Raw genomic sequence first — 23,116 nt, 5'->3', positions numbered from 1 at the left:
GCGGGAGCCGCGCGCGCCGGGCCACCGGGGCCCGCCGCGCGCCGGCTCCCGCCCCACTGGGCGCTACCGCTTCAGGATTCGTACCGACAGACCGTCTGCCGTGTACACCGGTACGGCTCGCAGACGGTCGGAGTTCAGTTCGACACGGTCGAACTGCCCGCGCAGCGCCGCGGCGCGGACCACCGGGACGACCGTCCCGGCCGCCGGCGGCCGGTCGGCGTCCAGGCGCAGCGACAGCGCCGAGCCCCGCTCGAGCCGGACCCGCCCGGACACCGTGAGGACGGGCCCGTGGTGTCCGCGCAGCGTCAGGTCCAGCACCGCGCCCGACCCCTGGGACCACGCGCCGCGCACCCGGACCGGCGCGCCCGCGCGCAGTGTGCCGCCGGTCAGCCGCACGTCTCCCTGCCCGAGGGCGTCGGGGTGCCCGGCGACGAGCACGCCCTCCTCCAGCACGGTGCCGCCGTGGTAGCGGTTGTGGCCGGTCAGGGTGAGCGTGCCGGACCCGCGCTTGGTCAGGCCGCCCTCGCCCTCGATGTCGTTGCGCCAGGCGTCGGCCGCGTGGAAGCCGCCCTTGGCCGCGTCCAGGGTGACCGTGACGTCGTGGTCGAAGGCGCCGTAGCCGTCCGCGGCCGCGAACAGATGGAGCCGGCCCCACTGCTCGAAGCCGTCCAGCAGGACGTAGCCGGAGGGCAGCGCCGTCGTGCGCAGCACGTCCCGGCGCTGGGCCGCGGTGAGGTAGGGCTGCCGTGTCTCCAGCAGCACCTCGGCGCCCTTGGGCACGGTCAGCGGCTCCCTGCGGCCCTCCCGGGGCAGGACGTAGGTCAGCCGGGGCTCGACGGCGCGGGCGTTCGCCTCGCGGTCGGCGTACTCGTCGAGGGCGTCGGAGTGCGCGTAGGCGAACAGGGTGTCGGGGGTCGTGCCGGTCTTCCCGGTGAAGTAGGCCAGGGCCTGGGCGCGGGCGGCGGCCTTGAGTTCGGCGTTGGCCGGGTCGGCGAGCGTGGCGGCTGCCAGCGCGGTGGCCATGACGCGGCCGCCGAGGACGTCGACGGTGGAGTGCATGCCGGAGACGATCCGGGTGTGGCTGAGCTGCAGGGCGCGTGTCACCAGCTCCTGGAACCGCTCGGGGACGGCGTACGCGTACGCCAGCGACGCCAGGTGGAAGGCGTTGGTGTGGCCGCTCGGGAAGCCTCCGTCGTCGGCGGGGGAGGCGCCGCGCTGGCGCAGCAGCTGCGGGACGACGACCACCTGGGAGTCGTAGACCGGGTAGCCGAGCGCGTCGGTCCTCCCGGTGTCGACGACCTGGCTGTTCTCGTTCATGCGCCACGGCCGCGGGTACTGGTAGGCGTACTTGCCCGGGTTGCCGGAGGCGAACGGGCCGCGCACGGTGTCGACGAGCTGGGCGACCAGGCCGAGGTCGGACGTGTGCGAGCCGGCGCCGAGCGTGGAGCCGGCGGGCGCGTCGGCGGGCACGGCGTCGTCGATCTTGGTGGCGGGGACGGCGTCCGGCGCACGGGTGATCGACGTGACCGCCTTGGCGCCGGTCCGGTACAGCTCCGCCAGCGGGCCCAGAGCGGCGATCATCGCGTAACTCTGGTGCTGGCGGTCGTAGACGAACGCCTCCTTGCCCTGCGCCTCGGTGCGGGCCCGGGTGATCGCGGCGCAGTACCGCATGTTGGCGCGCAGGATGTCGGGCCGCAGGGGCGCGCCCGTGTTCCAGGCGGAGCCGGTCTTCCACACGCGGGCGAATCCGCCGAGGGCGCGCACCACGGCGTTCGTCTCGGGCGTCAGGTTGGCCGCGACGTTCGTCCTGTAGTCGTCGACGAACGCGAGCGGGGCCGTGGCGGCCTTGGCGTCGGCGGCGCCCAGCCACGAGACCAGCGTGGGGGCGGCGACCAGGGCCGCCGAGCCCCCGAAGGAGATGTGCAGAAAGCGCCTGCGGTTCACGGCCGAGGGGGAGGAGGGCCCGGCGGATGACGGCATGGGTGTGCCTCTCGTGGTTTCGCGGCCGCGAGGCCGCAGGGAAGAGGTGCGATCATGGGCGGCTCGTCGTCCTGGCGACGACTCGTGAGCCGGATGAAGCGTCCGAGCGAAGATCTACGGCCGTGCCGTGTCGCGTCCGCGATGAGCCGGGGACCGGCGCGTGTCGCCGAGGTGAACGTGAGGGCGGCGGCTCACAGCAGCGACCGCGCCAGCGCCAGCGCGCCCTCGACCGGCGCCGAGGTCAGCCGCCGCGGCCGTGCTCTTGGCAGGTCGGCGGCGAGCGCGGCGGTGAAGGCCTCGTACAGCGCGGGCTGACCGAGGACGGCGCCGCCCGCCACGACCACGTCGTCGACGGCGACCCCGCGCGCGGCGAGCCGGACCACGAGCGCGGCCAGGGCCCGGCCGGCCTCGGCGATCACTTCGCCGGCGAGCGCGGAGCCCGCGGCGGCGGCCGCGAAGACGACGGGGGCGTGCCGGCCCCACTCGGCGGAGACGTCCGTGGCGCTCTCCAGCGCCGCGCCGAGCGCCGGGACCTCGGGCACACCGAGCGAGGCGAGCAGACCGAGCGCGAGCGCGTCGGGTTCCTCGCCCCGGTCGTGCGCGGCCCACACGGCCCGGGCCGCCTCGCGGACCAGACCGGCGCCGCCGCCCTCGTCGCCGAGGACCGCGCCCCAGCCGCCCACCTGGACGGCGGCGCCGTCGGGCAGCCGGCCCACCGCCACCGAGCCGGTGCCGGCCACCAGGCCGACGCCCTGGTCCAGTCCCGCGGCGAGGACGAGCAGTTCGGCGTCGCCCACGACGCGCGTGGGCACGCCGAGCAGTTCCTGCAGCGCGACCCGGATCCGCGCGCACTGCAGGGCGGTCTCACACGCGTGGGCCCCGACGGCGAGCGCCGACGGGAGCGCGCCCGGGGGAAGGGCCTCGTGGACGAGATCGGCCAGCCTGCGGGCCGCGGCGGCCGGTTCGTGCGGCCGCCAGCCGCTGGTGGCGCGGACGTGGTCGGCCACGACGTCGTCGCCCGCGAGCGCGCGCAGCTGCGTCTTCGTGCCGCCCACGTCGACGCCGACCACGAGGGGGCTCGAAGGGGGAGAGTCCTGCACGGATCCTCTTTCGTCGGTGCGCCGGAAAGCTGCGACGGCGGGCGAACCGTGTGACCACGCGAGAGTGACTTGGTGACCTAGGGAAGCCCCGGGACGGGCCTCTGACGAAGCACGGCAGGCGTATACCGTGAAGTTCGTTAGGAAGTTAACTAACGAAGTACAGTGCGTCAAGAGGTATCGCGCACCCGACCACCGAGGGGCCCGTCGGGCCGTAGGGGAGCGGGAACGCGCGACGTCGGCGCATCCCATCGCCGGCCGCCCGCCGAGACCGTCGACCGGGCGCGCGGCCCCGTACCCGTGTGGGGGAATCTGTGGAACTCGACGTGGTGCAAGCCCCCCGCCTGACGGAGAGCGCGAGCGCCGTGTTCGCCGTGCTGGCCAAGGCGGGCAGCGCGACCCGGCCGCAGCTCGCGAGTCTGGCGGGGCTGTCCAAGCCGACGGTGTCCTCCGCCGTGGCGGAGCTGGAGGGCGCCCGGCTGGCCGCGCGCTCCGGCACCGCCTCCAGCGGCACCGGCCGCTCCGCCGCCGTCTACTGCCTGGGCCCGGCCGCCGGCGCCGTGCTGGCCGTCGACCTCGGCCCCGCCCTCACCCGGGTCCGGGGCTGCGCTCTGGACGGCGCGCCGCTCGCCGAGGCCACGGCCTCCCGCGCGGACGCGGCCGACGCCGTGCGCGAGGCGCTCGCCGCGCTGCCCGCGGGCGTTCCGCTGCGCTGCATCGTCGTCGCCGTCGGTGACGTCCTCGCGCCCGACCGGCAGGGCAGCGGCATGCGCCCCGCCACCGCCAAGGCGGGACCGGTCTTCGACGCCATGGCCGTCGCGCTGCCCCCCGGCGTCCCCGTTCACCTGGAGAACAACGTCAACTGCGCCGCGCTCGCGGAACTGCACGAGGGCGCCGCCCGGGGCCGCCACACCTTCGGATATCTGCGGATCGGCGTCGGCGTGGGCCTGGGCATCGTCGTCGGGGGGCAGGTGCTGCGCGGCTCGAACGGCGCCGCCGGAGAGCTGGCGCGGCTGCCCTACCCCTGGGACGACGACCGCGAGCCGCGCCAGGAGGCGCTGGAGGAGTACATCGGCGCGCGCTCCCTGCTGCGCCGGGCCGGAGCGGCCTGGCAGGCCTGCGACGGACCGTGCCCGCGCACCACCGACCGCCTCTTCGCGCTCGCCGGACGGGGCCATGGGACGGCGCGGGCCGTGATCGCCCGGCACGCCGTCGACGTGGGCCGCCTCGCCGCCGCCGTGACCGCCGTGCTGGACCCCGGACTGATCGTGCTGGGGGGCGGCACCGGCGCGGATCCGCAGCTCCTGCCCGGTGTGCGGGCCGAGCTGGCGCGGCTGAGCTGGCCCACCGAGGTGGTCAGCAGCACGGTCGGGGATTCCGGCACCGTCGCGGGCGCGGCACGGCTCGCGGTCGCCCGGGGAGTCCAAACCGTGACCGAGGCCGCGCGGGCCAAGGATTGACGGCCCGCGACTCGGTCTGCCAATGTCCGGACAAGCGCTTTCTAAGTCGGTCGGGACATCGGCTTGGGGTGAGCGTCCCGCCCGTACCCGCAGCGGTACGGCAGCCGCACGAGGGCGTGCTCGTACGGTGACGGCCCGCAGGCCGGGGAACGCACCCGCAGGAGCGACGCGGCCGGGCGAGGCCGCGCCCCCGGGGAGCGCGCATCCGAGAACCCAGCACCCGTGCCGCAGCGACCGGCCCGGAAATCCGTCACGCACATCCAGGGAGGACCCGGTGGGTCACCAGCTCTCACGCAGAACCCTCTTCCGCACCGCAGGCGGACTTGCCGCCGCCGGCGCGCTCGGCAGCTCGCTCGCCGCCTGCTCCGGCGGCACCGGAGCCGGCAGCACCAACAGCAAGCTGACCATGACCTGGTGGGGCAGCGACGAGCGTCACGCGGCCTACAAGAAGGCGCTCGCGACGTTCCAGAAGGCCAACCCGAAGATCGAGATCCAGGAGACCTACCAGGGTTACGACGGGTACTTCGACAAGTTCAACACCAACGTCGCCGGCGGCAGCGCCCCCGACCTGATGCAGATGGACACCGCGCTGGTGGCCCAGTACGCCCGCAAGGGCGTCCTCGCCCCGCTCGACGAGTACGTCGGCAAGTCCCTCGACCTGACCGGCTTCTCCAAGACGCTCCTGGCCAACGGCACCGTCGACGGCAAGCTGTACGGCGTGCCGTCCGGCATCGGCGTCAACCAGCTCACCGTCAACCGCAGCGGCCTGGAGAAGCTCGGCCTGAAGCTGCCGGACCGCGAGTGGACCTGGGCCGACCTGAAGTCGATCTCCCAGCAGGTCCACAAGAAGAGCGGCGGCAAGATCTACGGCGTCGACGACGGCGGCGGCTCCACCCTCCAGTGCTTCGAGGTCTTCGCCCGGGAGAAGGGCCAGACCTTCTTCTCCGACGACGGCAAGAAGATCGGCTTCACCCCGGACACCCTCCAGGAGTGGTGGGAGTACTGGGCGGAGATGCGCAAGATCAATGCCTCCCCGCCGCCGGCGATCACCTCGGCCGCGCACAACGACCTCACCAAGAACGCGGTCGTCATCGGCAAGGCGCTGTTCACCTTCGACTCCGGCGTCTACGGCGCGGGCGGCTCGATCACCGACGCGCGGCTGGACTTCCTGCCGACCCCGCAGGGCGACTTCTCCGGCGCGCGCGAGGGCAACTTCGTCAACGGCGGCGTGCTGCTGAGCACCACCGCCAAGAGCAAGCGCATCGCCGACTCCGTCAAGATCATCACCTACATCGCGCAGGATCCCACCGCGATCAAGGACTTCCAGCTGCTGCGCGGCATCCCGCCGACGGACAAGGCCCGCAAGCTGATCTCCGCGGGGCTGACCGAGACGGACAAGCTGAACATGGCCAACGCCGACTACATCTCCCAGCGCGTCGCCAAGGCGACCAACGCGCTGCCCAACCCGGTGCCCCCGCCCCAGGGCGCCGACCAGGTCTGGGACCTGCTGTTCCAGTCCAACCTCGCCGTCGCCTTCGGCAAGAAGTCCATCAAGGCGCAGCTCAGCGCGTTCTTCGACCAGGCGGCAGGGATCCTGTCCGCCTAGGGCGCGCAGCACACGGAAACACCGGGAGAGGGTCAGGGAGATGAGTATGACCACCGCGAAGACCGACGAGGTCGTGAAGGGGGCGCCGGCTCCGGCCACCCCGTCCGACCGACGGGAGCGCGACCGCATGCGACGCCGTCTCGCCAGACGGCGGGGCGGAGGCTGGTGGCCCTACCTCTTCCTGGCCCCCTGGTTCGTCGGCCTGCTCGGCCTGACGATCTACCCGATGCTGGACTCGCTGTACCTGTCCTTCACCGACTTCGACCTGCTCACGCCCGCGCAGTGGGTGGGCACGAAGAACTACGAGCGGATGTTCGCCCACGACCCGGTCTTCTGGGACACGGTGCACGCCACGCTCCTGTACGTCGTCGTGTCGGTCCCGCTGAAGCTCGCGCTCGCGCTCGGCGTGGCCATGCTGCTCAACCGGGACCTGAGGGGCATCGGCCTGTACCGGGCCGCCTTCTACCTGCCCTCGCTGCTCGGCGGGGCGGTCGCCGTCGCGATCGTGTGGCGTCAGGTCTTCGGCGGCGACGGTCTGTTCAACGACTTCCTCGGCTGGTTCGGCATCGAGGGCCAGGACTGGATCTCCAGCCCGGACACCGCGATCTACACGCTGATCCTGCTCGCCGTCTGGCAGTTCGGCACCCCGATGGTCATCTTCCTCGCCGGTCTGAAGCAACTGCCCAAGGACGTGTACGAGGCGGCCGAGATCGACGGCGCCGGCCCCGCGACCCGGTTCTTCCGGATCACCCTGCCGCTGCTCACCCCGATCGTCTTCTTCAACGTCGTCCTGCAGATCATCGACGCGTTCAAGACGTTCACCCCCGCCTTCGTCGTCAGCAACGGCACCGGCGGGCCCCTCAACTCGACGATGCTGTACTCCCTCTACCTGTACAAGAAGGGCTTCACCGACCTCCAGATGGGATACGCCTCGGCCCTGGCCTGGGTGCTGTTCCTGGTCATCGCAGGCTTCACGGCGGTCAACTTCATCGCCAGCCGTTACTGGGTCCACTACGACGACTGACGATCGACGTCCGAGCGAGGAGTCCTTCCCATGTCCGCCACCACCCCGAACGCGTCGCCGCTGCAGAAGCTCCGCTCGGCCACCGGCGCCCGCCGCATCTTCCTCCACACCGTGCTCATCGGCGTGGCGATCGTCATGCTCTATCCGCTGCTGTGGATGCTCAGCAGCTCGATCAAGCCCGACACCGAGATCTTCACCCATCCCGGGCTGATCCCGGACAAGCTCAACCCGGCGAACTACTCGCGCGGCTGGAGCGGCTCCGGCAACTCCTTCTCGCTCTACATCACCAACTCGCTGATCGTCACGATCGGCGCGGTGATCGGCAACGTCATCTCCTGCTCGCTGGCCGCCTACGCCTTCGCGCGCTTCGAGTTCCGCGGCAAGAAGATCTGGTTCGGCCTGATGCTCGGCACGCTGATGCTGCCCACGCAGGCCGTGCTCATCCCGCAGTACGCGATCTTCTACAACCTGACCTGGATCAACACCTACCTGCCGCTGATCGTGCCGAAGTTCCTGGCCACGGACGCCTTCTTCATCTTCCTGATGGTCCAGTTCATCCGCTCCATCCCGCGCGAGCTCGACCACGCGGCCATGATGGACGGGGCCAACCCCTGGCAGATCTACTGGAAGATCATCCTGCCGCTGATGAAGCCGGCCCTGGTCACCACCACGATCTTCACCTTCATCTGGACCTACGACGACTTCCTGCACCAGCTCGTCTACCTCCAGCAGAACGACAAGTTCACCGTCCCCCTCGGCCTGACCCTGTTCCTGGACCAGACCAGCGGCTCGTCGTACGGCGCGATGTTCGCCATGTCGACCCTCGCCCTCCTGCCCACCCTCATCTGCTTCCTCGTCTTCCAGAAGAGGCTGGTCGAAGGTCTGGCGACCTCCGGCATGAAGGGCTGACCCGGCGTGCACCTCCTCCATCAGCGCGGCCCGCTGCACGACCTGCCCGACACCCCCGAGGCGTACGACGCCGTCCTCGCCGACGTCGCCGACCAGGCCCTGCGCCGGCTGACGCCGGACGGAAACCTCGAACACCCCGACTGCGTCGACGACATCGGCGACACCTCCCTCGGCATCACCTCCCTGCTGGCCCTGGCCTGGCAGCGCACCAAGGACCCGCGCCTGCCGGAGGCGGTGCGCCGCAGCCTCGCCTTCCACCTGCGCGAGCGGGTCTACCGGGAGGACAACCCCGGCTACCCCAACCTGACGGCACGCGGCTCGGGGCTGCCGTACGCGCGCTACACCCTGGCCGCCGGCGCCCACCCGATCGGCGACTGGCCGAGCACCGTGTGGGCGCTGCTCCAGGCCGTGAACGTCCTCGACGCGGCGGACGGCCTGGTCGACGACGCGCAGCGGACCGAACTGCTGGAGACGGCCCGCGGCTACTGGAGCTGGCTGACCGAGGCGACCTTCTTCAACCCCCAGGAGGCCGGCAACCAGGCGATCGGCTGCGTGGTGGGCGGACTGATGCTCGCCCGTCACCTGACCGCCGCCGAGGGGGAGCGGGTGCGTGCGCGCGCGCTCGCGCTGTACACCGACGAGATCCGCGCCCACCGGGTCCGCGACCGTGGCGCCCTCCTGCCCCCCGAACACGGCGGCGCCTACGACAACAACTACGGCCCGATCTCCCTGTCGTTCCTCGCGCAGGCGCACCGGGTCAGCGGCGAGGAGATGTTCGCCGAGGACGGCGACGCCCTCGCCCGCTACCTCGACGCCCGCCTCACCGGCGGCGGCTTCGACAACGGCGGCCCCCGCTACAGCGAGCAGCACTCGGCCTTCGAGTCGGTGCTGGGCCTGCGCTACTTCGGCGCCCGGATCGGCGCCGACCTCGGCCGCTACCGGGGCGACAGCCGCTGGGCCCGGCACGCCGTCAAGGCGGACGGCGGGGTCGACGGGCACTTCGCGTGGATGCTGGTATGGCAGATCCAGGACACCACCCGCTGGCACCGTGAACCGTCCCCGCGCGCGGCGCGCCACCAACTGCGCTCCGGCGCCGTCTCCGTGGCCTTCGACGACCGGATGACCCCGGCGGTGATCGAGGCGGGCGGCGCCTACCTCCTGGCCGCCGCCGTCAACCGCCAGCACGGCTTCGGGCCGGTCTGCGACGGCTTCCTGCTGTGCCGCCCGATGGGCCGGGTCCGCGTCCGCGACGTCCGCGCCGACGGCCTGACCGCCAAGCTCGTCACCAAACCCGTCGTCGGCCGCGATCACGTCCTGCGGTACGTGCGCTCCCTGTACGTCACCGACGGCGCGACCCTGTGGACGACGGTCGCCGTGGAACGCCTCGACGCGACGCCGTACCTGCTGGCCGGTCTGCCCTACGCCGAGGACGACGGCGACCGGGTGCGCCGTACGGCGCGGGCCGCCGTCTCCTCGGCGGGCGCCCTGCGCCTGACGCACCCCGAGGCGACGGGCCCGGACCACTTCGACGCCCGCGCCGAACTCACCCAGGAGCAGGCCGCCTTCGCCCTCGCCGCCGACCCGCGCGGCTACGGCGACCCGGACGAAGGCTGGCGCCACCTGGTCGCCTCGACGGCGCTGGAGGCCGGCCCGATCGCGGACGCGCCGGACGACCTGCACGTGTTCGCGGTGCGCTACGGCGTCGAGGAGCCGTTCACCGCGTCCGCGGAACGCGGCCAAGAGGGCCTGACCGTGCGCACGGACGCCTTCGTCGCCCTCCTCGGGCCGGACGACGCGCACGGCGAGCCGGAACTGACGCTGCGCGCCACCGGCCGCTGAGCCCCGGCCGCTGAGCGTCGGCGTCGGTGATCGGATCGGCCGGGTCGCCCGGATCGCCCAGATCGCCCAGGCCGCCCAGGCCGCCCGGGTCGCCCAGATCGCCCAGGTCGCCCGGGCCGCCCGGGCCGCCCGGGTCGGCTCCGCTGCGCGCGGCGGCGACCACGCGGTCCGGACCTCACAGGGGCAGCGGCACCACCAGGTCGGCCGCCTCCCGCGTCGCCGCGACCAGCTCGGCGTTGCGCTGATCGCTCCTCGCCACCCAGGCGACCGCCTCCTCGTGACCCTTGCCGAACTCCTCGTGCCGGGCGACCAGCCGGCGCACCCGCTCGTCCTCGTCGCTCTCGCAGAACCACACCTCGTCCAGCGCGGCCCGCACCCGCCGCCACGCCCCCGTGTCCAGCAGCAGGTAGTTGCCCTCCGTGACGACCAGCCGGACCGCGGGCGCCACGGGCACGGCCCCCGCGAGCGGCTGCTCCAGCACCCGCTCGAAGCCGGGCGCGTACACGACGTCCTCGCCGTCCGCCTCGTCCCGCAGCCTGCGCAGCAGCGCCGCGTACCCGGCCGCGTCGAAGGTGTCCGGCGCGCCCTTGCGGTCCCGGCGGCCGAGCCGGTCGAGCTCGGCGTCGGCCAGGTGGAAGCCGTCCATCGGGACCTGCGCCGCCCACGGCTCGCCCGCGCCGTTCAGCTCCCGCACCAGGCGCCGCGCCAGAGTCGTCTTGCCCGCGCCGGGACTCCCGGCGATGCCGAGCAGCGCGCGCCCGCCCCCTTCGGCGAGGGAACGGGCCCGGCACAGCAGATCATCGAAAGTGAGCACACAGCAGAGTGTCGCAGTCTCCTGGAAGGAGACCCGCAGAGAAAGGAGGACGCCCCTTGTCCGACGACGAGACACAGATCCGCACCCTGATCACCCGCTGGGCCGGCGCCGTCCACCGCGGAGACCTCGACACCGTCCTGGCCGGCCACACGGACGACCTCGTGCTGTACTACGTCCCGCCCCCGCACGAGGGCATCCGGGGTCTGGCGGCCTACCGCGCCCTGTGGCCGCCCTTCTTCGCCTGGCAGGCCCAGGGCGCGCGCTTCGACATCGACAGCCTCGACGTCACCGCCGGCGCCGACGTCGCCTACGCCCACGCGCTGCTGCGCTGCGGCACGCCCGAGGAGCTCGCCGAGAACCCGGCGCTGCGGCTGCGCCTCACCTTCGGACTGCGCAAGGAGGACGGCCGCTGGCTGATCGCGCACGAGCACCACTCGTTCCCGCACGAGTGAACGCGCGCGGCGAGCCGACGCGGGGGCGCCGTGGGCATGACGACATCGATGTGGCGGGCGCCACACCGTTGAGGGAGGCGATCCCGGGGAACGGGGCTTGTATGACGACGACGCTCGGTCTCCCCGAAGCCATCCAGGCCTGTCTCTTCGACCTCGACGGGGTCGTCACCCGCACGGCCGTGGTCCACGCGGCCGCCTGGAAGGAGATGTTCGACGCCTTCCTGCGCGAACGCGACGGGGACGGGTTCCGGCCGTTCGAGGCGGGCGACTACGACGAGTACGTCGACGGCCGTCCGCGCGCGGACGGCGTCCGCGCCTTCCTCGCCTCCCGGGACGTCCGGTTGCCCGAGGGACACCCCGACGATCCGCCCGACGCGCAGACCGTCCACGGCCTCGGCAACCGCAAGAACGAACTGCTCCTGGAGAGGATCCGCACCCAGGGCGTCCAGGCCTACGACGGCACCCTGCGCTACCTCGAAGCGGCCCGCGCGCGGGGGCTGCGCACGGCGATCGTCTCCTCCAGCGCCAACGCCCGGGACGTGCTGCGGTCGATCGGCGCCGAGGACCTCTTCGACGTGCGCGTCGACGGCGTCGTCGCGGCCCGGCGGGACCTGCCCGGCAAGCCGCACCCCGACACCTTCCTGGCCGCCGCCCGCGACCTGGGCGTCGAGCCGGCCGGGGCGGCGGTCTTCGAGGACGCGCTGGCCGGGATGGACGCCGGCCGCGCCGGGAACTTCGGATACGTGGTCGGCGTCGACCGGGTCGGACAGACCGACGCGCTGTACGCGCACGGCGCGGACGTCGTGGTGAAGGACCTCGAGGACCTCCTCGGGCAGGGAGCGCGCGCGTGATCACCCAACGGTCGTACGCCGTCGAGCCGTGGTGTGTGCGCGAAACGGAGCTCAACCTCGACGTCCTCGCCCAGAGCGAGTCGGTCTTCGCGCTGTCCAACGGCCACGTGGGGTGGCGGGGCAACCTCGACGAGGGAGAACCGCACGGCCTGCCCGGCGCCTATCTCAACGGCGTCTACGAACTGCACCCCCTGCCCTACGCCGAGGCGGGCTACGGCTACCCGGAGTCCGGGCAGACGGCCATCAACGTCACCAACGGCAAGATCCTGCGGCTGCTCGTCGACGACGAGCCGTTCGACCTGCGCTACGGACGCCTCGTCTCCCATGAGCGCGTGCTCGACCTGCGCCGGGGCGTCCTGGAGCGGACCTGCGAGTGGACCTCGCCCGCCGGATCGACCGTGCGGGTGCGCTCGACCCGGCTGGTCTCGCTCACCCAGCGGGCCGTGGCAGCCGTCGCCTACGAGGTGGAGGCCGTCGGCAGCCGCTCCCGGGTGGTCATCCAGTCCGAACTGGTCACCAACGAGACCCTGCCCGACCCGAACGGCGACCCGCGCGCGGCCCGCGCCCTGAAGTCGCCGCTGGAGCCGGAGGAGGACGTGGCCGTCGGCCGTCGGCTGCGGCTCGTCCACCGCACCAAACGCAGCGGGCTGCGCGTCGCCGTGGCCGCCGACCACACCGTCACCGGCCCCGAGCGGACCACGCTGAGCAGCGAGAGCAACGTCGACGTCGCCCGGCTCACCGTCACCTCCGTGCTGGAGCCCGGCCAGCGGCTGCGGGTGGAGAAGCTGGTCGCGCACGGCTGGTCCGCGGCCCGCTCGCGGCCCGCGATGAGCGACCAGGTGGAGGCGGCCCTCGCGGCGGCCGGACACAGCGGCTGGGACGGTCTCCTCGACGAACAGCGGTCCTACCTCGACGACTTCTGGTCCCGCGCGGACGTCGAGGTCGACGGCGACGAGGAGATCCAGCAGGCCGTCCGGTTCGCCCTCTTCCACGTCCTGCAGGCCGGCGCCCGCGCCGAACAACGGGCCATCCCCGCCAAGGGGCTGACCGGCTCCGGGTACGACGGTCACGCCTTCTGGGACACCGAGACCTTCGTGCTGCCCCTGCTCACCTATACCGCTCCCGAGGCCGTCGCGGAGGCCCTGCGCTGGCGGCAGAACACCCTGCCGGCCGCCCGCGAACGGGCCGTACAGCTCGGGCTGCGGGGCGCCGCGTTCCCCTGGCGGACGATCGAGGGGTCGGAGGGCTCGGCGTACTGGCCGGCCGGGACGGCCGCCTTCCACGTCAACGCCGACATCGCCGACGCCGTGGTGCGCTACGTCGCGGCGACGGGCGACACCGACTTCGAGCGCGCCACGGGCGTCGAACTGCTGGTGGAGACGGCCCGGTTGTGGCGCTCGCTCGGCCACCACGACGCGCACGGCGCGTTCCACATCGACGGCGTCACCGGACCCGACGAGTACAGCGCGGTCGCCGACGACAACACGTACACCAACCTGATGGCGCGGGCGAACCTGCTCGCCGCCGCCGACGCCGTCGAACGCCATCCGCAGGAGGCGGCCCGGCTCGGCGTCGGGGAGGAGGAGAGCGCGGCCTGGCGGGACGCCGCGCACGCGGTGCACCTCCCCTACAACCACGAGCTCGGCGTCCACGAACAGCACGCCGGGTTCACCCGCTACCAGCAATGGGACTTCTCCGGCACCCGCGCCGACCAGTACCCCCTGCTCCTGCACTTCCCCTACTTCGACCTGTACCGCAAGCAGGTCGTCAAACAGGCCGACCTGGTCCTGGCGATGTACACCTGCGCCCGTCACTTCGACGACGAGCAGGTCGCCCGCAACTTCGCCTACTACGAGCCGCTGACCGTCCGCGACTCCTCCCTCTCGGCGTGCTGCCAGGCCGTGATCGCCGCGCAGGCCGGCCACCTGGACCTGGCGTTCGACTACACGACCGAGGCCGCGCTGATGGACCTGGCCGACCTGGAGCACAACACCCGCGACGGGCTGCACATCGCCTCCCTGGCCGGCACCTGGACGGCCCTGGTCGCCGGGTTCGGCGGCCTGCGCAGCGACGCCGGCGACCTGCGTTTCTCGCCCCGGTTGCCGCAGCGGCTGAGCCGGCTGGCCTTCAGCCTCCAGATCCTGGGCCGCCGGCTGCACGTGGAGATCGGCCCCGACAAGGCGTCGTACACCCTGCTGTCCGGTCCGCCGCTGACGCTGCATCACCACGGCGAGCCGGTGCGGGTGAACGGCGACGGGCCCGTCGTGCGCACCGTGCCGCCCGCCCCGGACCGGCCGACGCCGCGCCAGCCCCTGCACCGGGGGCCGCACACCCGCTTCCAGTGAGGCGGGCGGGGCGGTGCGTCGCGCGGTCGCCGGGCCGTCGGCGGCCCGGACGTCGGCCGGCGCGTCGTTCCCATCGCCCCGGTCGTCCCGATCCGGCGATCCGCCACGCGAGACCGCACGCCTCAAAAGGATGCAAAGCTAGACACTTCAACAGGGAACGGGCGGGGCAGGTGCGGCCCCGCGTGCGCGGGTGACCTGTGTCGCGATTGGAGCGGGCCGCACGGGAAACGCGGACGGGGAAGACAGCGGCCCGACCTGCGAGGAGGCACCATGGGCACGGAGTCCGAGGCGATGGGCGATGACGTCTACCAGCCCACCGGATCCAACGAGGAGCAGGAGGACGGCGCACCGCTGGACCTCCAGGACGCCCTCGACGAGCGCACCTACGACGACACCCTGGACGAGGGCTACTCGCCGCCGGAGAAGCCGCTCGGCGTCACCAAGTACGGCACCACCGCGGCCGAGCAGCACGAGGGCGAGAGCCTGGACCAGCGCCTGGCCCAGGAGGTCCCGGAGCCGACCGAGCCGGCCGGCGACGGCGTCGGGGACCTTCCCGGCGGCGAGGGCGAGCCCCTCGACCCCGAGGCGGGCGACCGGCGTGCGGGCCGGCTCGTCGCCCCCGACGAGGGGGCCCACCCCGACGCCGTCAAGGAGGAGATCGCCCGGGACGTGGGCGTGGACGCCGGGGCGGCGGGCGCTGAGGAGGCCGCCGTCCACATCGTGGAGGAGTGAGACCGGACCCGGCCGCCCCGGCCGCCCTGCTGGGCGGCCGGGGCGGGTTCAGTCCCCGATCCGGTCCAACTGCCGTAGCCGGTTGGTGGCGTCGAGGGCGGCGACCTTGTACGACTCCGCCAGCGTGGGGTAGTTGAACACCGCGTCGACGAGGTAGTCCACGGTGCCGCCGCAGCCCATCACGGACTGCCCGATGTGGATCAGCTCGGTCGCCCCGCTGCCGAAGCAGTGCACGCCCAGCAGGGTGCGACTCTCGGGGGAGACCAGCAGCTTGAGCACGCCGTGCGCGTCGCCGATGATCTGCCCGCGGGCCAGTTCGCGGTAGCGGGCCACGCCCACCTCGAACGGCACCCGCTCCTCCGTGAGCTGGTCCTCCGTGCGTCCCACGAAGCTGATCTCGGGAATCGTGTAGATGCCGATCGGCTGGAGGTGGTGCATCTGTCCGACGGGCTCGCCGCAGGCGTGGTACGCGGCCGCGCGGCCCTGCTCCATCGCCGTGGCCGCGAGCGCCGGGAAGCCGATGACGTCGCCGACGGCGTAGATGTGCCCGACCGGCGTGCGGTAGTGCTCGTCGACCTCGATGCGACCGCGCCGGTCGGCCGTCAGCCCGGCCTTGTCCAGGTCGAGCCCGTCGGTCAGGCCCTGGCGGCCCGCCGAGTACATCACCGCGTCCGCCGGGATCTTCTTGCCGCTCTCCAGCACGGTCAACGTGCCCCGCGGATGCCGTTCCACGGCGGCCACGGTCTCCCCGAAGCGGAAGGCCACGGCCAGATCGCGCAGGTGGTACTTGAGCGACTCGACGACCTCGACGTCGCACATGTCGAGCATCCCGGCCCGCTTCTCCACCACCGTCACCCTGCTGCCGAGCGCGGCGAACATGCTCGCGTACTCCATCCCGATCACGCCGGCCCCCACGATCACCATCGACTGCGGCACCCGCTCGATGGTCAGGACGTTGTCGGAGTCGAGGATGGTCCGCCCGTCGAACTCCACGCTGTCCGGCCGGGCCGGCCGCGTCCCGGTGGCGATGACGATGTGCTCGGCGCTGATCAGCCGCTCCTGCCCGGTGACCTCGCGCAGGGCGACCGTGTGGTCGTCGACGAACCGGCCGGTGCCGGCGAACAGGGCGACGTGGTTGCGGGTCAACTGGCTGCGGATGACGTCGATCTCGCGCCCGACCACGTGCTGGGTGCGCGCGGTCAGGTCGGCGACGGTGATGTTCTCCTTGAGGCGGTAGCTCTGTCCGTACAGGTCGCGCTGGGTGAGGCCGGTGAGGTAGAGCACCGCCTCGCGCAACGTCTTGGAGGGAATGGTTCCGGTGTGGAGGGAGACCCCGCCGACCATGTCGGGGCGGTCGACGACGGCCACCCGGCGGCCCAGTTTGGCCGCGGCTATGGCGGCCTTCTGGCCGCCGGGACCTGATCCGAGGACGAGCATGTCGAAGTCGGGCACCCTCCGCAGTCTGGCAGGGCGGGGGCGCGCGGGGAAAGGGTGAAGCAACGACTACGGCAACGACTACGGCAGCAGCTTCTCGATCGCGCCGGGTCCCTCCTCGGCGAGCTTGCGCCGCGCCCACTCGAGATTGCGCGCCGTCAGGTCGCGTCCCGTGGCGAGGACCATGTCCTCCGCCGACACCTCGGTACCGGTGCGGGTGTGGAGCAGGGCGTCCGGGGTGGTGCGGTCGTCCGGGGAGGGCCGGGCGGCGCCGGGCTGTGACGTCGGCATGATGTCTGCTCCTCGCGTCCGAAGGAATGTACTAACACCATTCATCCTGGAGCCGCACCCCGCAATCCCGATCACCGCGGGCCGAGATGCCGCGGTGATCGTGCAAGGGTCTAATGGGCTGTGTCGGGGCGTCCCCACCACTGTGCGGCCTCGCCGCACGGCAGGAAGGCCCAGCTCATGGAACCCACCGTTGCCGGGAGACCCCCACGGGGGGGACTGCGCAGGCTCGGCGCCTGGTGCGCCCGTCACTTCCTGTTCGTCATCCTCGCCTGGCTGGTGGCCCTCGTGGCCCTCCAGGTCGTCAGCCGCGCGGTCGGCGGCGAGTACGAGGACGACTTCCAGCTGCCGGGCGTGCAGTCCACCGAGGGCCTGGACGTGCTCAAGAAGCACGACCCGCAGGCCGGCGGCTACAGCAGCCAGATCGTCCTGCACGACGACCAGGCCGTGAGCACGCTGAGCTCGCAGATGTCCACCGCCGTCGGCGACCTCCAGAAGCTCCCCCATGTGCTGAGCGCGCAGAACCCGCTGACCCAGACCGCGACCAAGGTCGGACCGGTGTCGAGCGACGGGAAGACCGCCTACGTCACCGTCCGGTTCGACGTGCAGCCCTCCACGCTCGGCGACGGCTATCTGCACGGCGTCGACCAGGCCGTCCAGCCGCTGCGCGCGGCCGGCGCCGACGTCGAGTACGGCGGCTCGCTCGGCGAGCTCGCCCGGCCCGCCGCCGACGACCGGATCAGCGAGCTGATCGGCTTCGCGGTCGCGATCGTCGTCCTGCTCGTCGGCTTCGGCAGCGTCATCGCCGCCGGACTGCCCCTGGTCACCGCCCTGATCAGCGTCGTCGGCGGACTCGCCTGCCTCGGGCTGCTGGCCGCCGCGTTCACCTTCGCGACCGTCTCACCGACCCTCGCCACCATGATCGGACTGGGCGTCGGCATCGACTACGCCCTGTTCCTGACCACCCGGCACCGGCAGAACCTGATGGACGGCGCCGATCCGGCCGAGGCGGCCGGACACGCCAACGCCACCAGCGGCCGAGCCGTGCTCGTCTCCGGCACCACGGTGATCATCGCGCTCTTCGGGCTGTACGCGTCCGGGGTGTCCTTCATCGGCAAACTCGGGCTCGCCGCCGCCATCACGGTCGTCTCCGCCGTCATCGGCGCCCTGACCCTCGTGCCGGCCTTCCTCGGTCTGATCGGCCGCCGCATCGACCGCTACCATGTGCGCAGACCCGTCGCCGAGACCGACGCGGAACCGGGAGCGGTCCCGCACGGCACCTGGCACCGCTACGCCAGGCGCGTCGAGCGCAGGCCGTGGCAGTTCCTCGGGGCCGGCGTCGCCGTCATCGCGATCCTCGCCATCCCCGTCTTCTCCATCCAGCTCGGCCACATCGGCGACGGCGCCGATCCGACCTCGTTCACCGACCGGCGGGCCTACGACCTGATGACCGACGCCTTCGGCCCCGGCTCCAACGGGCCCCTCACCGTCGTCATCGACCAGACGTCCGTCCCGTCCGACAAGCGCTCCGACCTCTCCGCCCAGGCGACGAAGACCCTCGGCGCGGTACCCGGCGCGGCCACGGTCACCCCGCTGACCGCCACCAGCGACGGCGACGTGCTGCTGGCCACCGTCTACTCGAAGCAGTCCCCGCAGGACGCGAGCACCACCGACCTGACGAACCGTCTCGTCGACGGCACCCTCCCCGACGCGGTCGCCGGCTACGACGCCAAGGGCTACGTCACCGGCACCACCGCCGCCCAGGTCGACTTCCGCGACATCGTCGCCAGCCGGCTGCCGCTGATCATCGGCGTGGTCGTCGCCCTCGCCTTCCTGATCATCCTGGCCGTCTTCCGCGGACTGCTCGTCGCGGTCAAGGCCGCCGTCCTCAACGTCCTGTCCATCACCGCCTCCTACGGCGTCGTCGTCGCCGTCTTCCAGTGGGGCTGGGGCGGCCCCGCGCTCGGCGTGCACGGCAAAGTGCCCATCGAGAGCTATGTGCCGATGATGATGTTCGCGATCATCTTCGGCCTCAGCATGGACTACGAGATCTTCCTGCTCTCCCGCGTCCACGAGGCGTGGCTGCGCACCGGCGACGCCAAGGACGCCGTCGCCCACGCCCTGGAGATCACCGCCCGGGTCATCACCTGCGCGGCCCTGATCATGGTGAGCGTGTTCTCGGCGTTCATCATCAGCGACAACATCGTCGTCAAGATGCTGGGTCTGGGCCTCGCCGTCAGCGTGCTGATCGACGCCACCGTGGTCCGGCTGCTCATGGTGCCCGCCGTCATGACCCTGCTGGGCCCGCGCGCCTGGTGGACGCCGCGGTGGCTCGACCGGATCCTGCCGCACATCGACGCCGAGGGCGACGCGGAGAGCCTCAGCGGCCCGCCGGACGCACCGGCGCGAGAACGAGCTCCGTGAGGGGGTGAACTTCACGGTCGGCTGACGGTCCCGGCCAGGTCCGGCGAGAGCGGGGGGCGCGGGGGGCGCGGGGTCAGCGTGCGCCGGCCGCCAGCAGAGCCTCGACGTCGGCCAGCACCTCGGTGACGCGCAGGCCGAAGGCGGCGTCACACGGGTGGGGGCGGCCGTCACGGGCCGCGGCGAGCAGCTCGTCCGCGGCCCGGGTGAGGGCGTCGGCGGCGTCCGCGTCGCCCTCCGGGAGCCGGGTCACCCCGGCCGTACCGCGCAGCTCGACGCTCGCGCCGGCCGCCGCGGGAGGGGCCGTCAGACTCAGCGTCAGGGTGCTGGAGGCCCCGTTCGCGTGGTCCAGCACCACGTGGACGGTGTCGCCGGGACCGTGGGCCGCGGCCGCCACCCGGCGGACGTCGCCGAGCACCGGCAGCAGCACGGACAACGCGTGCGGGCCCACGTCCCACAGGGCGCCCTTCTCCCCGCGCCACGGCGTGGCGAACGCGCTGTCGCTCTCCTCGTGGAAGACGTCCCCCAGCCATTGGGCGTGCGCCGTGAACCACCCTGCGGCCTCCGCCTGCTCGGCGATCCAGGCCCGGGGCCCGGGGACGAACCGGGTGGTGAAGAAGACGACCGAGGCGACGTGCGCCTCCCGCACGGCCCGTGCCACGGCCCGCGCTCCGGCCACCGTCGCGGCGACGGGCTTGTCCAGCAGAAGATGACGCCCCGCCCCGGCGGCCCGCACCGCGAGCTCCGCCTGGACGTCCGGCGGCAGGGCGACGGCCACCGCGTCCACGTGTGCGAGCAGGGCGTCGAGGTCGTCGTAGGCCCGTGTGCCGTGGCGGTCGGCGAGTTCCCTCGCGGCCTGGGGCCGACGGCCCCACACGCCGACGAAGTCGAGCCCCTCATGGGCGGCGAGGACGGGGGCGTGGACCATGGCGGCCCAGGGGCCCGTGCCGAGCAGACCGATGCGCATACCGCTGATTCTCCCTGTCGTCGCCGAACCGCCGCCTCGCCGCGAGCCCCGCACACGGGGAGCGGCCGGTGCGCCCCCGGGCCCGGCCTCAGGCCGCCCGGGCCTCGTCGGCCGCCGCCGCGACCGTCGCCCGGCCCGGCGCCGTGCCCGCCTTCGCGTCCGCGGCGCCGCCCGGTATCAGACGCAGGTGCCGACGGCGGCCGGCGTGGCGGCGCTTGGCCGGGACCGGGGCGAGCAGACGTTCCTCCATCCGGTCCATGAAGGCCAGCAGAACGGACAGCAGCGGCAGCAACAGCACGGCGATCCAGAGCACGGCGGTTTCTCCCCTCGGCAGGCGACTGGAAGCCGGGTGCTCCGAATCGGGCGGCTGATGCCTGCCGAACCCGCTCAGGGACCGGAAGGCGCCGGAAATCCGGTCAGCAGGGCGTCCGCCTGGGCCAGGCCGCTCTCCTCGGAGATCTCGCGCAGGGTCTGCGCGGGCCGGACGGTGGCGAACGCGACCCGGCCCGCGTCGACGAGGAAGCCGTACACCGCGGTCCTGGGCAGACTGTTGTACGACCAGTGCGACGAGAAGTAGTACCCGCCCGTGTCGTGCAGGACGACCACGTCCCCCTCCGCCAGCTCGGGCAGCGGCCGGTCGTGCGCCACCACGTCCCCGGCGAAGCACAGCGGCCCGGCGACGTCCTGCCGCATCACGGGGGTCCGCTTGGGCGAGCCGTCGGGACCGTACGCCGACAGCCTCAGCGGCCAGTCCCGCGGCATGAACACGGTGCGGGTGGCGACCTGCCCGCCCGCGTGCGTGAGGGCGATCCGGCGTCCGCCGGCGTCCTTCACGTACTCGACGAGGGCCGCCGTGAACCCGTTCTTGGCGATCAGGGAGCGGCCGAACTCGGTCACCAGTCGGTAGCGCCCGTCCAGCAGGGCCGGCTCGGCGGCGGTGAGCGCGGCGGCGTACTGCGCGTAGGTGGGCGTGACCGTGTCGTCGGCGAAGTTCACCGGCAGCCCGCCCCCCAGGTCGAGGCTGGTGACCTGGCGACGGCCGACATGAGCGTCGATCTCCTCGGCGAGCCGGTGCGTCTGCGCGAGCCCCTCCGCGATCAGGGGCAGCGGGCAGCCCTGCGAGCCCACGTGCGCGTGCAGCCGGGTCAGCCAAGGCCGGCGCGCGAACGCCTCGACGACCCGGGCGCGGCCCCCGGGGTCGCGCAGGGCCACGCCGAACTTGGACGTCGCGCTCGCCGTGCTCATCGCGCCGATCGCCCCGGCGCCGACCTGGGGATTGACCCGCAGTCCGAGCACGGACGCGCAGTCGGCGGGACGCAGGGCGTCGATCCGCTCCAGCTCGTCGAGGTTGTCCGCGTTGAGCGCGACCCCGAGTTCCAGGGCCTCGCGGATCTCCCCGCGGGTCTTGGCCGGCGAGTCCAGCACGATGCGCGCCGGGGCGAAACCGGCGTCCAGGGCCAGGCGCAGCTCGCCCGGGCTCGCCACCTCGCAGCCCATGCCGGCGTCGGCGAGCAGCCGCAGCACCGGCACCAGCGCGCACGCCTTGGCGGCGAAGGTGTGCAGGACGTCCGGTACGTGCGCGAACGCCGCGTGCAGCGCGGCGGCGCTGTCGCGCACGCCCCGCACGTCGACGAACCCCGCCACCGGGCGGTTCTCGCCGAGCAGCCCGTCCACGACGGCCTGCCGCACGACGACGGAGACGGGAGAGGTCCCGGTCCGTTGGCCCTCGTGCCGTTCATGCCTCTCATGCCTCTCATGCCTCTCGTGGCTCTCCTGGCTGTCATGCCTCTCGTGGTTCTCGTGGCTTTCGCGGCTTTCGCGGTGATCGGCGGGGAGCGGCACGTCTGGGTCTCCTTCGGGCGGACGCGGAAGGCGAACGGGCGGTCACGGCGCCGCGTGACCCTTCCAGGTTCGCCCCGGCAGCGCCTGCGCGTCGTCGGACACCGCACGGACACGGCCGTGGCCCGGGCCGGCGGGCGCGCCGCCGGCGGAGCCGCGGGCAGCCGGGCGCAGCGCCCGCGCCGTCGTCCCGTACCCCCGGCGGCGAAGCAGTCCCGGCGATGGCGGAATCGCGGGACCGGTGACATCACCGGTCCCCGCACGGCCTTCCCGACCCGACAGTGGCACCCGCCGGTCCCTCGACGGGGGCAGAGCGACAGACCCCTGGCAACCCCGCCCCCGGGACCCCGGCGCCTCAGAGAACCCGCGCACCCCACCCACCCCAGCGCCGAGGCGACCTCCGCGCTGGACACCCGCTCCGAGGCGCTCGTCCGGCAGGCGCTCGCGCGGCTGCTGCGCGGCCGCACCACGTTCGCGGTGGCCCACCGGCTGTCCACCGTGCGCGGGGCGGACCGCGTCGTGGTGAGGGGGGGGAGGGACGGATCCCGGAGAGCGGCACGCACGACGAACTCGCGCCCCGCGGCGGCGCCTACACGAATCGCACGGCGGACAGGCCGCCTGAGCGGTCATGGCCGGAACCTGCCCCCCCACGAGTGACATGAGCGACCGGCACGCATGAATCACCCAGGCCCGGGCACACGCAGCGCAATACAGGAGAGAGGGGCGCTCGTGATCGTTCCGGACCCGAAGGTCGCCAGGACGTTGCTCACCCGCTACGCGACGCTGAGGATCGCTCAGGCGGAGAGGGAGACGCCGCACACGGCACGTGAGCTTCAGGACGTGACGTACACGTTGTGCGTGCTGATGGGCACGCCCGACGTCCGGGAGGCGGTCGCCTCGGCGGACGCCCTGCTGGAGTCGGCGGCGGCCACCCCCACGGAGAACGCGGAGAACGCGGAGAACGGACTGTCCCTGGCGGTGTGAGGACGAGGTGTGGGCGGCCATGCGCCGAACCGGGGCGGGGGGGGGGGGGTTTTGTTAAACACCCCCCCCCCCCG

At 73.0% G+C, this 23,116-nt stretch carries 19 protein-coding genes and 1 pseudogene; 12 read left to right on the top strand and 8 right to left on the bottom strand.

Features of this window, described 5'->3' with window-relative positions:
* Positions 1–63: 63 nt before the first annotated feature.
* On the bottom strand, positions 64–1,980 hold the full coding sequence (locus ACFVYK_RS28510; RefSeq protein WP_389778968.1) for a phosphatase PAP2 family protein: 1,917 nt from the start codon (positions 1,978–1,980) through the stop codon (positions 64–66).
* A 191-nt stretch (positions 1,981–2,171) separates the two neighbouring features.
* Complete coding sequence (locus ACFVYK_RS28505; RefSeq protein WP_389778966.1) at positions 2,172–3,080, bottom strand: BadF/BadG/BcrA/BcrD ATPase family protein; 909 nt, start codon at positions 3,078–3,080, stop codon at positions 2,172–2,174.
* Positions 3,081–3,403: 323 nt separating this feature from the next.
* Here ACFVYK_RS28505 and ACFVYK_RS28500 point away from each other — a divergent pair, with 323 nt between their 5' ends.
* The 5 genes from ACFVYK_RS28500 to ACFVYK_RS28480 all read left to right on the top strand — a co-directional run bounded on the left by ACFVYK_RS28500 (position 3,404) and on the right by ACFVYK_RS28480 (position 9,915).
* Positions 3,404–4,537 carry an ROK family transcriptional regulator gene (locus ACFVYK_RS28500; protein ID WP_389778964.1) on the top strand — a complete coding sequence of 378 codons (1,134 nt, stop codon included), beginning with the start codon at positions 3,404–3,406 and terminating at the stop codon, positions 4,535–4,537.
* Positions 4,538–4,811: 274 nt separating this feature from the next.
* Positions 4,812–6,143, top strand: a complete 1,332-nt coding sequence (locus ACFVYK_RS28495) for an ABC transporter substrate-binding protein (protein ID WP_389778962.1) — start codon at positions 4,812–4,814, stop codon at positions 6,141–6,143.
* A gap of 46 nt (positions 6,144–6,189) precedes the next feature.
* Positions 6,190–7,167 carry a carbohydrate ABC transporter permease gene (locus tag ACFVYK_RS28490; protein ID WP_389778960.1) on the top strand — a complete coding sequence of 326 codons (978 nt, stop codon included), beginning with the start codon at positions 6,190–6,192 and terminating at the stop codon, positions 7,165–7,167.
* A gap of 30 nt (positions 7,168–7,197) precedes the next feature.
* On the top strand, positions 7,198–8,076 hold the full coding sequence (locus tag ACFVYK_RS28485; RefSeq protein WP_389778958.1) for a carbohydrate ABC transporter permease: 879 nt from the start codon (positions 7,198–7,200) through the stop codon (positions 8,074–8,076).
* A 6-nt stretch (positions 8,077–8,082) separates the two neighbouring features.
* Positions 8,083–9,915, top strand: a complete 1,833-nt coding sequence (locus tag ACFVYK_RS28480; RefSeq protein ID WP_389778956.1) for a hypothetical protein — start codon at positions 8,083–8,085, stop codon at positions 9,913–9,915.
* 175 nt (positions 9,916–10,090) lie between these two features.
* Here ACFVYK_RS28480 and ACFVYK_RS28475 read toward each other — a convergent pair whose 3' ends face one another.
* Positions 10,091–10,729, bottom strand: coding sequence for a nucleoside/nucleotide kinase family protein (locus tag ACFVYK_RS28475; protein WP_389778954.1), 639 nt, complete (start codon positions 10,727–10,729; stop codon positions 10,091–10,093).
* A 56-nt stretch (positions 10,730–10,785) separates the two neighbouring features.
* Between ACFVYK_RS28475 and ACFVYK_RS28470 the strand changes: the two genes are divergently transcribed.
* From ACFVYK_RS28470 to ACFVYK_RS28455, 4 genes are all read left to right on the top strand, one after another.
* Positions 10,786–11,181, top strand: coding sequence for a YybH family protein (locus ACFVYK_RS28470; protein WP_389778952.1), 396 nt, complete (start codon positions 10,786–10,788; stop codon positions 11,179–11,181).
* 101 nt (positions 11,182–11,282) lie between these two features.
* Complete coding sequence (locus ACFVYK_RS28465) at positions 11,283–12,032, top strand: beta-phosphoglucomutase family hydrolase (protein WP_389778950.1); 750 nt, start codon at positions 11,283–11,285, stop codon at positions 12,030–12,032.
* Complete coding sequence (locus tag ACFVYK_RS28460) at positions 12,029–14,377, top strand: glycoside hydrolase family 65 protein (protein ID WP_389778948.1); 2,349 nt, start codon at positions 12,029–12,031, stop codon at positions 14,375–14,377. Before ACFVYK_RS28465 ends, ACFVYK_RS28460 begins: the two co-directional genes overlap by 4 nt.
* Positions 14,378–14,647: 270 nt before the next feature.
* The gene (locus ACFVYK_RS28455) at positions 14,648–15,109 is read left to right on the top strand and encodes a DUF5709 domain-containing protein (RefSeq protein ID WP_389778946.1); all 462 of its coding nucleotides are present in this window, start codon (positions 14,648–14,650) and stop codon (positions 15,107–15,109) included.
* 48 nt (positions 15,110–15,157) lie between these two features.
* On the opposite strand, the gene sthA is transcribed toward ACFVYK_RS28455, so the two are convergent.
* Positions 15,158–16,561, bottom strand: coding sequence for a Si-specific NAD(P)(+) transhydrogenase (sthA, locus tag ACFVYK_RS28450; RefSeq protein ID WP_389778944.1), 1,404 nt, complete (start codon positions 16,559–16,561; stop codon positions 15,158–15,160).
* Between the two features lie 63 nt (positions 16,562–16,624).
* A complete protein-coding gene (locus tag ACFVYK_RS28445; RefSeq protein ID WP_389778942.1) occupies positions 16,625–16,834 on the bottom strand; it encodes a hypothetical protein in 210 nt (69 codons plus the stop codon).
* Between the two features lie 177 nt (positions 16,835–17,011).
* On the opposite strand from ACFVYK_RS28445, the gene ACFVYK_RS28440 reads away from it, so the two are divergent.
* Positions 17,012–19,255 (top strand): MMPL family transporter, encoded by a 2,244-nt coding sequence (locus tag ACFVYK_RS28440; RefSeq protein ID WP_389778941.1) that lies wholly within the window; start codon positions 17,012–17,014, stop codon positions 19,253–19,255.
* A 73-nt stretch (positions 19,256–19,328) separates the two neighbouring features.
* On the opposite strand, the gene ACFVYK_RS28435 is transcribed toward ACFVYK_RS28440, so the two are convergent.
* From ACFVYK_RS28435 to ACFVYK_RS28425, 3 genes are all read right to left on the bottom strand, one after another.
* Entirely contained in the window at positions 19,329–20,219 is an 891-nt protein-coding gene (locus ACFVYK_RS28435) for a Gfo/Idh/MocA family protein (protein WP_389778939.1), read from the bottom strand.
* An 88-nt stretch (positions 20,220–20,307) separates the two neighbouring features.
* Positions 20,308–20,532, bottom strand: coding sequence for a hypothetical protein (locus tag ACFVYK_RS28430; protein WP_389778937.1), 225 nt, complete (start codon positions 20,530–20,532; stop codon positions 20,308–20,310).
* Between the two features lie 74 nt (positions 20,533–20,606).
* Positions 20,607–21,908, bottom strand: a complete 1,302-nt coding sequence (locus ACFVYK_RS28425) for a diaminopimelate decarboxylase (RefSeq protein WP_389778935.1) — start codon at positions 21,906–21,908, stop codon at positions 20,607–20,609.
* Between the two features lie 540 nt (positions 21,909–22,448).
* Between ACFVYK_RS28425 and ACFVYK_RS28420 the strand changes: the two are divergent.
* Positions 22,449–22,680, top strand: a pseudogene (locus ACFVYK_RS28420) (ABC transporter ATP-binding protein); the annotation flags it as partial.
* A gap of 107 nt (positions 22,681–22,787) precedes the next feature.
* Positions 22,788–23,042 (top strand): DUF5133 domain-containing protein, encoded by a 255-nt coding sequence (locus tag ACFVYK_RS28415; protein ID WP_389778933.1) that lies wholly within the window; start codon positions 22,788–22,790, stop codon positions 23,040–23,042.
* Positions 23,043–23,116 lie beyond the last annotated feature (74 nt).

This window comes from Streptomyces sp. NPDC058291, assembly GCF_042880855.1.
Lineage (GTDB): Bacteria > Actinomycetota > Actinomycetes > Streptomycetales > Streptomycetaceae > Streptomyces.
Note: the sequence above shows the minus strand (reverse complement) of the source record. Positions and strands in the feature narration are given on the sequence as shown.

Coding starts and splice junctions, on each gene's coding strand:
- ACFVYK_RS28510 (WP_389778968.1), bottom strand. CDS start 1,980: ATGCCGTCATCCGCCGGGCCCTCCTCCCCCTCGGCCGTGAACCGCAGG.
- ACFVYK_RS28490 (WP_389778960.1), top strand. CDS start 6,190: ATGACCACCGCGAAGACCGACGAGGTCGTGAAGGGGGCGCCGGCTCCG.
- ACFVYK_RS28485 (WP_389778958.1), top strand. CDS start 7,198: ATGTCCGCCACCACCCCGAACGCGTCGCCGCTGCAGAAGCTCCGCTCG.
- ACFVYK_RS28465 (WP_389778950.1), top strand. CDS start 11,283: ATGACGACGACGCTCGGTCTCCCCGAAGCCATCCAGGCCTGTCTCTTC.
- ACFVYK_RS28455 (WP_389778946.1), top strand. CDS start 14,648: ATGGGCACGGAGTCCGAGGCGATGGGCGATGACGTCTACCAGCCCACC.
- ACFVYK_RS28445 (WP_389778942.1), bottom strand. CDS start 16,834: ATGCCGACGTCACAGCCCGGCGCCGCCCGGCCCTCCCCGGACGACCGC.
- ACFVYK_RS28440 (WP_389778941.1), top strand. CDS start 17,012: ATGGAACCCACCGTTGCCGGGAGACCCCCACGGGGGGGACTGCGCAGG.
- ACFVYK_RS28435 (WP_389778939.1), bottom strand. CDS start 20,219: ATGCGCATCGGTCTGCTCGGCACGGGCCCCTGGGCCGCCATGGTCCAC.